The organism is Geobacillus sp. DSP4a (assembly GCF_013096875.1).
Classification (GTDB): Bacteria; Bacillota; Bacilli; order Bacillales; family Anoxybacillaceae; genus Geobacillus; species Geobacillus thermophilus.
Window position 1 is genome coordinate 1 of the sequence record NZ_SDLD01000055.1, and the last position, 14,204, is coordinate 14,204.

Consider the following 14,204-nt stretch of genomic DNA (forward strand, 5'->3'; position numbering starts at 1 on the left):
TTCTGTTGTGTTTCCGTGCTTGGTCACGAGATACACGGGAAACCCGGTGTATCGTGAAACACCCGGAAAGAAAAAGGCAAGAAACCCCCACTTCAACGCCTACAGGCGTAAGTGGGGGAGGTTCATAGAAAGCCTCTCGGCGCTCGAAGTCGCCGAGGCGGTGGAACGCGGGTTCCGGTCGGTGTTTCCAGAAGCTGAGTACGTGAAAGTGCCGATGGCCGATGGCGGGGAAGGGACGGTGCAGTCGCTTGTTGATGCGACTGGCGGCCGCATCGTGGAAGTGAACGTGACCGGACCGCTCGGTGAGCCGGTGCGGGCGTTTTTTGGCTTGCTCGGCGACGGGAAGACAGCGGTCATCGAGATGGCGGCTGCCTCGGGGCTGCACCTTGTCCCACGCGACCGGCGTAATCCGTTGGTGACGACGACACGGGGGACGGGAGAACTGATCCGAGCAGCGCTTGACGCCGGCGCCACTCATTTGATTATCGGCATTGGCGGCAGCGCGACAAACGATGGCGGGGCCGGCATGGTGCAGGCGCTTGGGGGAAGGCTTTTGGACGAAGACGGCCGGGACATCGGTCCGGGAGGCGGAGCGCTCGCTTATTTGCAGTCGATCGACTTGTCCGGGCTCGATCCGCGTCTAGAGAACGTGCGCATTGATGTCGCATGCGATGTCGATAATCCGCTCACCGGACCGAGAGGCGCGTCCGCCATTTTCGGCCCGCAAAAGGGGGCGACACCGGATATGGTCGCGGTTCTCGACCAGAACTTGGCGCACTATGCCGACGTCATCAGCCGCGAACTCGGCAAACAAGTCGGCGACATTCCCGGCGCCGGCGCGGCCGGAGGCTTGGGAGCGGGGCTGCTTGCGTTTCTCCCGGCTGAGCTGAAGCGCGGCGTTGATATTGTGATCGAGACGGTTCAGCTCGCGGAGCGCGTCAAAGGCGCCGATTTAGTCATTACCGGTGAAGGACGGATCGACGGACAGACGATATTCGGAAAAACGCCGATTGGTGTCGCCAAAACGGCGAAGCAGTTCGGCGTCCCGGTCATCGGCATCGCCGGTTCGTTAGGCGACGACAGTGCGGTCGTCTTAGACCATGGCATTGACGCCCTCTTTACAATTGTTCCCGGCGTCATTCCGCTTGAGAAAGCGTTCGAGCAGGCGGAACAGTATGTGACGCAAACGGCGCGGCATATTGCCTCTGTGTATCGTCTCGGTCAAATGAAAGGGACATCTTTCTCCTAAGCGGGGAAGATGATGGGATTTCTTCATGGGTGAAATCCTATTGTTGAACGGCATGTTCTGTTCAGCCGTCCCCTTCTCGGGTGGACAATAGAAAAAGGTGTCCCAAAGGCAAGAGGACACCTTTTTTGTATGTTGCAACCCATTGGTTGAGGAAGTCAGTCGTTTATTTGCCTGTCCGCGGCCACGACGCGATCGCCTGGAGGGAGCCGCGAATGGTGAAACGGCCGAATTGATGCGGCAAAATGAAATGGTCGCCCCGGCGAAGCAAGTATGTCTGTCCTTTGCGGACAAGCTCGCCTTCGCCTTCGAGGATGCTGACGATGAGAAACGGTTTTGCCTGCTCTGATTCGAACGCGCCGCGGACGTCCCATTTTTGGACGCCGAAGTAGTCGCCTTCCACGAATGTCGTCACCGTCGCGCCGGGAAATTCGGCGACATGGGGGCGGATGTCGATGTCGCGGTGCGGGACAGTCGTGACATCTATTGCTTTGTCAAGATGAAGCTCCCGCCTGCGCCCTTGGCTGTCGACACGGTCGTAGTCGTAGACGCGGTATGTCGTGTCCGAGCTTTGCTGCGTCTCGAGGACGAGCGTTCCTTCGCAAAGGGCGTGGATCGTGCCGCTTGGGACATAGAAGAAGTCGCCCGGGCGGATCGGCACTTTCCGGAGCAAGCGCTCCCACTCCCCCGCCTCCATCATGGCGCGCAGCTGCTCCTTCGTCTCGGCGTAATGGCCGTAAATGAGCTCAGCGCCCGGCTTGCAATCGATGATGTACCAACATTCCGTTTTGCCGAGCTCTCCGCCTTCATGCGTTTTGGCGTATTCATCGTCCGGGTGGACTTGGACGGACAAGTCGGCGTTGGCGTCCAAAATTTTCGTCAACAGCGGAAAGCGATCAGACGGGAAGTGGCCGAACAAATCGCGGCGTTCCTCCCATAATTGACCAAGCGTCATCCCGGCAAACGGTCCGCGGGCGACGACTGTCTGCCCGTGCGGATGGGCGGACACCGCCCAGCATTCCCCTGTTTGCGAAGACGGAATGTCGTAGCCGAATCGTTCGGCGAGCTTCGTGCCGCCCCAAATCCGTTCTTGGAAGACAGGGGTGAGAAAAATCGGTTCAAAGTCCATGCGTCATCCCTCCCGAAAACATCATGCAACGTACAGTCCACTCTCATTTTCATCTTATCACGAAATGCGCGATCGGCAAATGAAAACGATAAGGGGGTTAGGAACATACGCTCCCAACCCCCATTGGAACTCAAGGTCGACATGTCCACTGCAACGATGTTCTGCATGCGCCGCCGTCTCGCGTCAGCGCGTCACTTCGCGTCATCAAGTTCAATGCACGCGAGCGGCTGTTTCGCCGGTCCTTCGATCACATCGCCATCGATCGAGAAGCGCGAGCCATGGCATGGACAGTCCCACGTCTTGTCGCCGCTGTTCCACTCCAGCTCGCAGCCCATATGGGTGCACGTCGTATCAACGACATGAAGCGTTCCCGCCTCGTCCTTATAGGCGCCCGCCCGTTTCCCGTTGACCGAGACGACCGCCCCTTCTCCGCGCGCCAAATCTTGCGGCTGGCGAACAGCTAGTTCGATTTTTCCAACGATCAAGTGTTTGGCGACATCGAGGTTTGTCGTGAAAAATTGCCGCACGCTCGGGTCGGCGTAAAAGCGCGACGGAGAGTACAAGTCGCGATACCGGTTGTCGCGGCCGAGAATGAGGTCGGACAACATCATCCCCGCCGCTGTGCCGTTTGTCATCCCCCACTTCCGGTACCCTGTCGCGACATAAATGTTTGGCGTCCCTGCCGTCATCGGGCCGATATATGGCACTTTATCAAGCGTCGTCAAGTCTTGGGCCGACCAACGGTAACGAATGTCTTTTACCGTAAACAACTGCGAGGCGAACGAGGACAACGCCTCATAATGGCGCATTGTCGGCACCCCTTGGCCGGTCTTATGGTTTTCCCCGCCGATGAGAATAAGCGTCTCGCCATTTGCCGCTGCGGAACGGACCGAGCGCTTCGGGTTGTCGGCGCTCAAGTACATGCCTCCCGGGTATGGCTCTGCAGCTGTGATGGCAATGACATACGAGCGCTCAGCATACATGCGGGAAACATAAAATCCGCCGTCATAAAACGGAAAGTGGGAACAGACGGCGACGTGGTCGCATGTGACCCGCCGTTTGCTGCGCGTCACGACGGACAGCCGCTCTCCTTGTTCAATGTCGGCGACCGGCGTGTGCTCGTAAATGATGCCGCCGGCCTGTTTGATGGCTTCGACCAGTCTGACCAAATATTTGAGCGGATGAAACTGCGCTTGCTTCCTCATCACGACGGCCGCTGTGACCGGCAGCGGGAGCGGAATCGATTCGACAAAAGCGCCGTCAATTCCTAGACGCTCGTACGCTTGCCATTCTTTTACTAATTTTTGTAATGATGAAGAAGACGTCGTATATATGTAGGCGTCTTGTTCGCAAAAATCGCAGTCGATCCCGTGCTGCTCGATCGTGCGGCGGACGAAGCCAAGTGCGTCCATGCAAGCGTCATAATATAGGCGCGCCTTTTCCGCCCCAAAGTGGTTTAGGAATTCATCGTACACCAAATCGTGCTGGGCAGTCAGCTTCGCCGTTGTATGGCCGGTCGTTCCGTTCAACAGCCGGTCCGCTTCGAGAAGGGCGACGCGCACACCTTGCGTCGCCAGTAAATAAGCGGTTGTAATGCCGGAAATGCCGCCGCCTACAACCACGACGTCGACCGAAACGTCTTCTTCGAGCTTCGGGAAGGACGGAAGCGGCACGGAATCACGCCAATACGGCTCTATGACCGAAGGGAGGGATGACATACGGATGCCTCCTTGCCTGTCAATAGTGGTTTTCCATAGTTTGCTCTTTGCCATGGACCGTTATTCCACATATCCACAACCCTTTTCTTTTTTTGGCAATCGTCCGCAAGGAGAATAAAAGATGGTACAATAGAAAAAAAGAGGTCAAGACTGTTTTGCAAAAATAATGTTAAAGGAAGATCAAGAGTGAATAAATATACACATTCGTTTCATGAACGCGCCAATGGGTTGGCAGACAGCTTCATTTTAGAGCATTACAGCTTGAGCGAGCTCAATTTTGAGACCGTCAGCCATTACCGGGAGCAGTTTGCCCGCGCCAAACCGGGGCATCCATGGAACAGTCTTGAGACGAAAGAGTTTTTATACAAAATCGGCGCGTGGGGCAAGCTGCGCGACAGCAGCAAAGAAGGACTGACGCTCGCCGGACTCGTGATGTTCAGCGAAGAGCGGATCATTACCGAGGTGCTGCCGCAATATTTTTTAGAATACCGGGAATATGACGGTGCAAAGGCGGCAGGATGGGCGAAGCGGTTCACATCGCAGGATGGAACGTGGTCCGGCAACGCCTATGATTTTTATTTCCGCGTGTTGGCGGAGTTGGAGCGCCACGTTTGGCTTGAGGAAGGGCGTGCTCTGCTCGCCGAGGCGCTCGCTAATGCCATCGTTCATGCCGATTACGGGGAAGAAGGCGGCATTACCGTTGAAAAAGAGGACGGGGCGTTTCGATTTGCCAACCCGGGCCGGTTCCGCCTGCCAATTGAAGCCGCTATGGCTGGACAAATGAGCAATCTGCGCAATCCGAACATCTTTAAAATGTTTTTGTTGATCGATGTATGCAAACGCGCAGGATCCGGTTTGAAGCGCATGCATGATTGGCAGGAACGGGCGCTTGTCCAGCCGGTCGATATTTTGCAGCAAATGAATCCAGACCGCACGATCGTGACGTTATGCCCATTGTTGTTTCCAGCTGAGGCGGGGGCGACAATTGAAACAGAAATCAATGAATCATTGCAACAGCAAGAACAAGCATGGATAGAACACGGTGCGGATCAACATGACGTGGACTTCGGAAGTAACGAGGCCAACTACGTAAATAAGGAGCTCAACTCCGTTATTATCGAACAAAACTCCGTAAACAACTCGACAAACTCCTTGAATAGGGAGGCGAACTCCGTAAAAAACGAGGTTGACTCCGTAAATATCCCGTCATGCTCCGTTAATAAAGGTGAAAACTCCGTTAATAAAACACCAAACTCCGTAAATAATGCTATATCTGTTGATGAAAGAGAGGAAGAAGAGAGAAACGAGGCGATCGATGAGCGGCTGTGGGAGATGGCAGAACTAGCACGTCGAAAAAAGCGGTTGGCTCCGGCGGTTATGGAAGAGATGATCGTCCGCCTGTGCTGCGAGCGACCGCTGCGGCTGAAAGAGTTGGCGACGCTGTTGGAACGGACGCCGGATGGGCTGCGCACCAACTACTTAGGGAAGCTGGTCGACGAAGGGAAAATCCGATTGAAATATCCGGATCAGCCGAACCACCCGCGCCAGGCGTACATCGGCGTCAAAGAAAGATGAGGGACGGGTTGTGCAGTTGCCAACAAATGAAAAGGAAACGGAGCTGACTCAAAAGTCCCTTTTTGATGAAATGTAACCGAAGTATGTGAAAGAGACCACCTCTGAAATCCTCGGTTTTACCGGGTTTTTCGTGTTGGTCTATTTTTCTATGTCGCCCCAGATAGGAGCATTACCGCTCTTTTGGGTCAGCCCCGTTTTGCTTCGCCATTATCCGGCTTGTCTTTTCTCTTGTTCGTGTCGGTGGCGGCGGTGCATGCCTCTCGCGAAGTATACGGCCGTCAGCAGCAACAACCAAGCCGGGTCGACGATTAACGCGATGCGCGTATCCGGGAAATACGCCATCACCCCGACGACACCAAGCAAAAAGATGATCGAGATGTAAGAGCTATACGGATAAAGCGGTAGTTTGTATTTTAAGCGTTTCGTTTGTTCTATTTGTTTTCAGCTTATATATTTCACTTTAAATAATGAGAAAAGGGGGTAAGAGAAATGAAGGAATTGTTATTAGAGACAACTAATATAAAGTCCGTATTCAATGACTTGCAAACCATTCTAAGAGGTATAGAAATAATCGGGGCTCAAAAAGTTTGGGAAAAAAGCCGAAAAGGGCAAGGTATTGTTGTTGCTGTGTTGGATTCAGGTTGCGATATTAGCCATCCCGATTTAAAAGAAAATATTATCGGCGGATTGAACTTCACCAATGATGATGGCGGAGACAAAACAATTTTCACAGATTATTTAGGGCATGGAACACATGTCGCAGGAATAATCGCAGCGACGGACAATGGAAAAGGAATTGTTGGTGTAGCACCAAAAAGTACAGGCGTGTTGATTATCCAATAAAATCCAAAGGGTATAGAAAAAAGAGCACCTTTCCTGTAGAATGTGAGTAGCGACACAAACAAACCCAGGAGGTGCTCTCTATGAACAAGCATACCACACTCCCGAATTTGATGCAAAAACTTGTTTCGGATGAAGAGATTCAACTGATTGCCGAAGCGGTTGGGTATCGTGATTCATCTCGAACCTTTACGTTGCGCGAGTTGATTCACTTCTTCCTGCTGGCCGCCATGCATCAATGGAAAAGCTTTCGCCACGGAGCAGATGTGGGGCCTCTGTATGGATTGCCGCGATTCCATTATTCAACTGTATCCAAGAAAGCGAAAGAAGTTCCCTATGATATCATGAAACGCTTGTTGGCGTTGATCATTTCCAAGTGCAACCGCCAAACCCGCCGCTCGCTTCGGTTTCCCAAACCGCTTCGGGTGGTGGATTCGACGACCGTCACAGTCGGGAAAAACCGCCTCCCATGGGCTTCGTATCACGGCGAACGCGCCGGAGTGAAGCTGCACGTCGCGTATTCGCCGGAATCCTCGTTGCCGGCAGACGTGGTGGAAACGACCGGGCTGCGTCACGATGGCCCAGTGGGAGAACAGTTGACGAACCCTCAACAAGTGCTCGTGGAAGACCGGGCGTATTTCAAAATCGAACGCCTCGATCGATTTGTAGAGCAGCATCAGCTCTTTGTCATTCGGATGAAGGACAACATCGAACTTCATCAGAAAAAAAGCTTGAAACGCCTTTCCAGCACATCCTCATCGGTTCAAGCTGACTTCACGTGCCAGTTGGGGACGAAACAATGCCGCTCCACCAAGCGTCACCGGGTGGTGATCTTTCGAGATGCGAATGGCCGCGACATTCGGGTCGTGACGAACCTCTTCCATGCGTCTGCGGAAACCATTGCCGACATGTACCAACAACGTTGGACTGTTGAGGTCTTTTTCCGTTGGGTGAAGCAATATCTGAATGTCCCGACCTTGTTTGGCACGACGGAAAACGCGGTATACAACCAACTGTTTGCGGCGTTCATCGCGTATGTGTTGCTGCGATGGCTGTATGATCAAACCAAAAAACAGACGAACGTCTCTCTTTCCTTCATTTCGTTCGTTCGCCGTTTTTTCTCTGGGCAGCTTCCTCTCGATTGGAAATCCGGGATGGCCGCTGCTTTGTTTGAGTATGCCCAAATTTATGGAAGGCGTATGTCTAATTTTGGATAATCAACACTCGTGCTAATGGAGAGAAGTTGTTGCTTGAATGATGGGGGTTCAGTTTAAATTGTCGGAAAAGCTTTTTTATTGGTATTTACATTTCAAAAGATTATTTGTAAAGTTAGTCCCCTAGCTTTTAAACTAGGGGATTTTGAATGTAAGGGGGGGTGTATATGTTTAACTTTCCGATACAATAGGCAACCTCACACAAGATTTATACGTTTTACCATGATAAATCCGTTGTGTTGCTGTTACACTTTCCACATCTGTTGCTGGATCATTTCCTGTATTACTATTCGGAAAGATAAAACTATCTGCACTAGAAGTTACTGTTAGGCGAATACGATGTCCTTTTTGGAATGTATTTGCAATTTTTGAAGTACGTATATTATACTCATAGACTTTTCCTGGTTCTAATAACATTTCTTTATCATAACCGTCTCGGAAACGAGCGCGTAAGACTCCTTCTGCTAACTTGATAGAGTTACCATCAGGATCGACATCCGTTAATCGAACGATCCAATCGGTATCTCTCGCTGAGCTGGATGCATAAAGTTTAACATAGATATCACCAGCAATAGTTACCGGTTTATCTAGTGGATCGGATGTGTAAACGAGCATATCGTCTCGCTTTTCAACATCTTTATAGTTGGCTGGAACGCCAATTTCGTTTTCAGAAAGGTCGATTAAGTGTGGTGCTGGATTCTCTGGATCATAGATGAATTCATCATATCCGTCCTGTATCGCTTCTTCAAAAGATAGTTTTCCATCCCCATCGGATGACACCGCATTACCATTACTACTTATATACATTTCTTTCCAATAACTATTTTCAGGTGGCCATTGTTGTGCTGTTTTCCAAGTATTATCACCATTAACATAGTATTCGACTACTGGACCAGCATCGATTTTGTTATCGATTCCTTTTAGTTTTCGGTCAAACCAAAGTTGGTAATATAAGTCCAAGTCATAACGGATGGCATTATTCCCTAGTGCAATACCTTGAATATCTCTTGTTGTGTTTGCGTTATGCATCCATGGGCCAAGAATTACTTTTTTATTTTCGCTAGGATAAGCTGCAACAACTTCTAGAGCCTCGGTCGTTCCCATTCCATTATCATCATACCAACCAGAAACGATCATTGCAGGAGCTTGTATGTTTTCTTTATATTGATACCAATCGGATTGACGCCAAAATTCGTCATACGTTGGGTGGGACATCCACTTATCCCAAAATGCAACATCTTTTCCTAATGCATGTTTAGGAATGTCTTTTATTGGGCGGAATTTGACAACTTCATCCCAGTCATCACGAATCATATTTTCAGGTTTAAATTCTTTTTCTACCATGGCAAATGCCCAGGCCAATATACCAGAGACAAATGCACCGCCTTTTCTAGGAATATCAACAAACGGACTGCCCGCTGTCACGATACTAACCATAGCTTTCAGATGTGGATTACCACTTGCTGCAGCAGCCCATTGAACAAATCCGCCATAGGATGCACCAATCATGCCAATGTTTCCATCGCACCAAGGTTGTTCAGCAATCCAGTTCAATGTGTCATCGCCATCTTCCATCTCGTAAGCCATTGGAATCCATTCCCCCTCGGAATCTTGTCTACCACGTGTATCTTGAATGACAATTCCATATCCACGTTGAATAAAATTTGTATAGAAGCCGGAATACATCGATTTTCCATATGGCGTTCTTACTAAAATAACTGGTACTGGCCCTTCTATTCCTCTTGGAAGCCATACATCTGTCGCTAGTTTAATCTTATCTCTCATTTCAACCATAAACGTGCCATGAAAACAAACACCATACTCTGCTTTTGAGATGTCGTTTCGGTCCCAAAGTTTTACGGGTGTATACTCTTCAAAACCCTCTTTCACGAAAACACTACAATTTTCCCTCGATATACTAATAAACGCTACAGGCTCACCATTTACCATCACGACATCAAGGGGAAATTTTTTCTGCCTTTCGACCCAAGTATTTTCATCTTGCTTCTGATAAGTAGCTCCCCAAGAGGTTACGACTTTTTGGGTATCTTGTTGAAATAATTCTCTAAATTCATGGAAGCGTTGTGCAATACTCAATGGGTTAATATGATAGTAGTTTTCTAGTTCCTTCGCTTTTTCTTCTTTTAACCTTACAGGTTCTAACCATTGATTGGTCATGATGTTTCTCTCTTTGTATTCCACATCATTTCCTTTGAAACTAATTGTTGCATCATGTATGCCTGAACGGTATAGTTTATATTTCTCCATAACAATCCTCCTTTAATTATGGATTGCTCCTTAGCGGGGCAGATAGTTAATCTTATGCTCCAATGAGAGCTTTAATTAAGTATGCTGTTCCAATTCCTAAGTAGTTACCGAGTACAGAACCGATAACACCGAGTACAACAGCAATACTAACTAGTGCTTTCCATTTAGCAGAAGCAGCTACAAGTGCTGAAGTTGTTCCATCAGCAATAGATGCAACGATGGAGATAATCACATATTGATATTCGATTTTAAATAAACGACAAACAATTGCATGTACTAGTAAAGTAAATACAATAACTACAAAACAAAATAGAGCGATGACTACTGTAGAACTAAGGAAATCTTGAATATTTACCATATACCCGATAATGGTTAGGAAGAATAACGCTACAAATAGTCCTAAATCTAAGTTCCCTTTTAGTTTTTTCACTGGTTCAAGTTGTGCGATTGCTACTGCAATGGTTGTAACTAGTAGAATCTTTGCTGCACTTTGGAACGTATCTGGGAATAGTCCAGATAGTGCTGTTGCAAGCGCTACGATAACGAAAGCAATACCGAAGCTCCATGCGATATGTTGGATACTCCATTTTTTCTCTTCTAAAAATTGATCCTCTGATTCTTCTGTGCCACCCTCTAGTTCATTTGCTTTTAACGAATATGGCCATACTTTTTGGAACCATTTCGATTTTGCCGCAATTGCTGGAAAGGCAAACATTAGTATTAGTGTTGGAATTCCAATTACATAGTCTGCAGCATTTGCAGCGGCGAAAGTAGTTGGTGATGCGTTCAGGCCATATCCGATAGCAGTTAAGTTGGAGCTACCACCTGTGTATGTACCAACGAACATTCCAGCAATCTTCCAGCCTTCATCGATCATTGGTGCGAATATCAACCCTGCGATAAAGGTTACAAATGCGACACTAATTGCAGCAATTAACATGGCAAATAGTGGTTTTTTGGATAATTTGAGCATTGCTTTAATATCAACACTTAATAACATTAATGCAATAGATAGTGGAACAGCATAGGTTGCAATGACACCATATACTTCTGCACCGAATGGTACCACTCTCGTATTAGCTAAAATAATACTAATTATAATTACGATAAGTGCTGGGCCAAACATTTTGAAAGGCTTAAATCGTTGTAGGTAAAATCCTAATGCTACAGTGATGGCCATTATAGCTAGTAGACTTTCCGTACTTGTGAATAATGCATTCATTTTTTCTCTCTCCTTTTTTAATGTAGTAAATATGTAGAATGTCAGGCGTGTTGATTATCCAATAAAATCCAAAGGGTATAGAAAAAAGAGCACCTTTCCTGTAGAATGTGAGTAACGACACAAACAAACCCAGGAGGTGCTCTCTATGAACAAGCATACCACACTCCCGAATTTGATGCAAAAACTTGTTTCGGATGAAGAGATTCAACGGATTGCCGAAGCGGTTGGGTATCGTGATTCGTCTCGAACCTTTACGTTGCGCGAGTTGATTCACTTCTTCCTGCTGGCCGCCATGCATCAATGGAAAAGCTTTCGCCACGGAGCCGATGTGGGGCCTCTGTATGGATTGCCGCGATTCCATTATTCCACAGTATCCAAGAAAGCGAAAGAAGTTCCCTATGACATCATGAAACGCTTGTTGGCGTTGATCATTTCCAAGTGCAACCGCCAAACCCGCCGTTCGCTTCGGTTTCCCAAACCGCTTCGGGTGGTGGATTCGACGACCGTCACGGTCGGGAAAAACCGCCTGCCATGGGCGCCGTATCACGGCGAACGCGCCGGAGTGAAGCTGCACGTCGCGTATTCGCCGGAATCCTCGCTGCCGGCAGACGTGGTGGAAACGACCGGACTGCGTCACGATGGCCCAGTGGGAGAACAGTTGACGAACGCTCAACAAGTGCTGGTGGAAGACCGGGCGTATTTCAAAATCGAACGCCTCGATCGATTTGTGGAGCAGCATCAGCTGTTTGTCATTCGGATGAAGGACAACATCGAACTTCATCAGAAAAAAAGCTTGAAACGCCTTTCCAGCACATCTTCATCGGTTCAAGCCGACTTCACGTGCCAGTTGGGGACGAAACAATGCCGCTCCACCAAGCGTCACCGGGTGGTGATCTTTCGAGATGCGAATGGCCGCGACATTCGGGTCGTGACGAACCTCTTCCATGCGTCTGCGGAAACCATTGCCGACATGTACCAACAACGTTGGACTGTTGAGGTCTTTTTCCGTCGGGTGAAGCAATATCTGAATGTCCCGACCTTGTTTGGCACGACGGAAAATGCGGTATACAACCAACTGTTTGCGGCGTTCATCGCGTATGTGTTGCTGCGATGGCTGTATGATCAAACCAAAAAACGGACGAACGTCTCTCTTTCCTTCATTTCGTTTGTTCGCCGTTTTTTCTCTGGGCAGCTTCCTCTCGATTGGAAATCCGGGATGGCCGCTGCTTTGTTTGAGTATGCCCAAATTTATGGAAGGCGTATGTCTAATTTTGGATAATCAACACTCGTGGTAGAATGTAATATATTACATATCTAAATCAATGCCTAATCCAGGTCTTTCTGGAAGGGTTATTTTCCCATGATCTAACTGTAATCCACCATTAATTCCTATATCTTTTACATATAAAAAGCTATCCATATCAGCTTCGGTAATATTTTTCTTAGCAGCTACTAAACTAGCACCTGCTGTAATAGCAATCTTACTTTCTAGCATGCAACCTACCATGCATTGAATTCCAGCTGCTTCTGCGATGTTATTAATACTCATTGCCTTGTAAAGACCACCTGATTTCATCAGCTTAATATTGATAACATCTGCAGCTTGCTTTTTGGCCACTTGGTATGCATCTCTTGGGGAATGAACAGATTCATCCGCCATAACAGGAATTGTTACCTTTTTCCTTACATATGCCATGCCATCGATATCCCATGAAGGTAGAGGTTGTTCTACGGCTTCTACTTGGTACTTTTCAACGGCATTCATTACTTTCACTGCATCTGATGCGGTCCACCCTTGGTTTGCATCCATTCGTAATCGGATGGAGGAGCCAACAGCTTCACGGATCTGCTTTATTGCTTCGATATCTTGTTCTGGATTCAGACCAGCTTTAATCTTTAAAATAGAAAAACCTTGAGCAACCCGTTCTTTCGCTTCGTTTGCCATTGTTTCCGGTGTATCAATGCCAATGGTTACATCCGTTAAAAAAGAATTGCTGTAGCCTCCTAACACTTGATAGAGTGGCGCATTCATATATTTTCCTTTTAAATCATATAAAGCAATATCAATTGCTGCCTTTGCTGCAGTGTTGCCAACAATTGTCTTGTCCATTATTTCGTGTATGCCTTCGATGTTAAGGGGATTCTGCCCGATGATTCGATTACCAAGAAGTTGAGCAGTAGTAATAGCTGTTTCTAACGTTTCCCCTGTTACAAATTCAAAGGGAGCACCCTCACCAATGCCGTAAATACCTTCATCAGTTTCTACCTTGACTAGCAAGTTTTCCACACTTTCGATAGTTCCTAAGGCAACAGTCAATGGTTTAAATAATTCTAACTTTAATTTCTCTACCTTGAGATTTGTAATTTTCATTCTGTACCAACCTTTCTAGATTTCCATATTAATTCGTATGATAGGTAGGAACTAGTTTCTTTGTTTTGAATATCTTAAATTTTCTCTGATAGTCTGATTTACCTCCTTAATATTAAAATGGTAGAATGATTCGACAAAATATTACAAAAAGAATAAATTAACTGTAATTATACGCCGTTGGAATTATTTTCAAGACCCTTTTGTTATATTTTTGTAAATTTTTTGATATTAAGTACAAAAAATATCTTTAGATTCCATCACCCCCTTTAAGTAACTGTAGATGAGCAAATTCACTGACATAAATTGACAACTAAACAAAAAAGGAGACATGAACCCGATTCCTTGGTTAGAATAGATGTACCACCAACTATCCACAAGGAGGTTCATGTCTCATGAATAGATTAGCACATCACCAAGGAATCCACAAGTTTTTCTTCACGCTGGGGTTGACGCTGCAGCTTTCCAAACCGGTCATCAAGCATCTCATTCATATTGTCGATGCCTTGACCACCAAGGGATTCTCGGGAACATTGACTGATATTCATTACTGGAGCTTTCATCCGAATCATCGAACGACGCTCAGTCACTTTTTCACGAAAAGCCCTTGGAACGAGGAAAGGC

Annotated in this window: 11 protein-coding genes and 1 pseudogene; 7 read left to right on the top strand and 5 right to left on the bottom strand. The window is 47.7% G+C overall.

The window, feature by feature from the left end:
• Positions 1–124 precede the first annotated feature (124 nt).
• Complete coding sequence (locus tag ETC02_RS14785) at positions 125–1,249, top strand: glycerate kinase (protein ID WP_050368738.1); 1,125 nt, start codon at positions 125–127, stop codon at positions 1,247–1,249.
• 163 nt (positions 1,250–1,412) lie between these two features.
• Here ETC02_RS14785 and manA read toward each other — a convergent pair whose 3' ends face one another.
• Together manA and ETC02_RS14795 are read right to left on the bottom strand one after the other, a co-directional pair.
• Positions 1,413–2,375 (bottom strand): mannose-6-phosphate isomerase, class I, encoded by a 963-nt coding sequence (gene manA / locus ETC02_RS14790; protein ID WP_033008876.1) that lies wholly within the window; start codon positions 2,373–2,375, stop codon positions 1,413–1,415.
• Positions 2,376–2,566: 191 nt separating this feature from the next.
• Positions 2,567–4,093 carry an FAD-dependent oxidoreductase gene (locus tag ETC02_RS14795; RefSeq protein WP_050368016.1) on the bottom strand — a complete coding sequence of 509 codons (1,527 nt, stop codon included), beginning with the start codon at positions 4,091–4,093 and terminating at the stop codon, positions 2,567–2,569.
• 186 nt (positions 4,094–4,279) lie between these two features.
• Here ETC02_RS14795 and ETC02_RS14800 point away from each other — a divergent pair, with 186 nt between their 5' ends.
• From ETC02_RS14800 to ETC02_RS14810, 4 genes are all read left to right on the top strand, one after another.
• Positions 4,280–5,668: an ATP-binding protein gene (locus ETC02_RS14800; protein ID WP_050368015.1), complete on the top strand. Its 1,389-nt coding sequence runs from the start codon at positions 4,280–4,282 to the stop codon at positions 5,666–5,668.
• A 253-nt stretch (positions 5,669–5,921) separates the two neighbouring features.
• Positions 5,922–6,050 carry a hypothetical protein gene (locus ETC02_RS18140; protein ID WP_256370913.1) on the top strand — a complete coding sequence of 43 codons (129 nt, stop codon included), beginning with the start codon at positions 5,922–5,924 and terminating at the stop codon, positions 6,048–6,050.
• Positions 6,051–6,157: 107 nt separating this feature from the next.
• Positions 6,158–6,511 carry a S8 family serine peptidase gene (locus ETC02_RS14805; RefSeq protein ID WP_050368014.1) on the top strand — a complete coding sequence of 118 codons (354 nt, stop codon included), beginning with the start codon at positions 6,158–6,160 and terminating at the stop codon, positions 6,509–6,511.
• 80 nt (positions 6,512–6,591) lie between these two features.
• Positions 6,592–7,725 carry an IS4-like element IS5377 family transposase gene (locus tag ETC02_RS14810; RefSeq protein WP_050368013.1) on the top strand — a complete coding sequence of 378 codons (1,134 nt, stop codon included), beginning with the start codon at positions 6,592–6,594 and terminating at the stop codon, positions 7,723–7,725.
• Positions 7,726–7,893: 168 nt separating this feature from the next.
• Here the strand turns inward: ETC02_RS14810 and ETC02_RS14815 are convergent, their stop codons facing one another.
• Positions 7,894–9,990, bottom strand: coding sequence for a CocE/NonD family hydrolase (locus ETC02_RS14815; RefSeq protein ID WP_050368012.1), 2,097 nt, complete (start codon positions 9,988–9,990; stop codon positions 7,894–7,896).
• A 52-nt stretch (positions 9,991–10,042) separates the two neighbouring features.
• A complete protein-coding gene (locus ETC02_RS14820) occupies positions 10,043–11,212 on the bottom strand; it encodes a DUF819 family protein (protein ID WP_050368011.1) in 1,170 nt (389 codons plus the stop codon).
• Between the two features lie 145 nt (positions 11,213–11,357).
• Here ETC02_RS14820 and ETC02_RS14825 point away from each other — a divergent pair, with 145 nt between their 5' ends.
• The gene (locus ETC02_RS14825; protein ID WP_171698391.1) at positions 11,358–12,491 is read left to right on the top strand and encodes an IS4 family transposase; all 1,134 of its coding nucleotides are present in this window, start codon (positions 11,358–11,360) and stop codon (positions 12,489–12,491) included.
• Positions 12,492–12,518: 27 nt separating this feature from the next.
• Here ETC02_RS14825 and ETC02_RS14830 read toward each other — a convergent pair whose 3' ends face one another.
• Positions 12,519–13,583: a mandelate racemase/muconate lactonizing enzyme family protein gene (locus tag ETC02_RS14830; protein WP_050368010.1), complete on the bottom strand. Its 1,065-nt coding sequence runs from the start codon at positions 13,581–13,583 to the stop codon at positions 12,519–12,521.
• Positions 13,584–13,975: 392 nt separating this feature from the next.
• Between ETC02_RS14830 and ETC02_RS14835 the strand changes: the two are divergent.
• A pseudogene (locus ETC02_RS14835) lies at positions 13,976–14,204 on the top strand (IS701 family transposase); the annotation flags it as partial.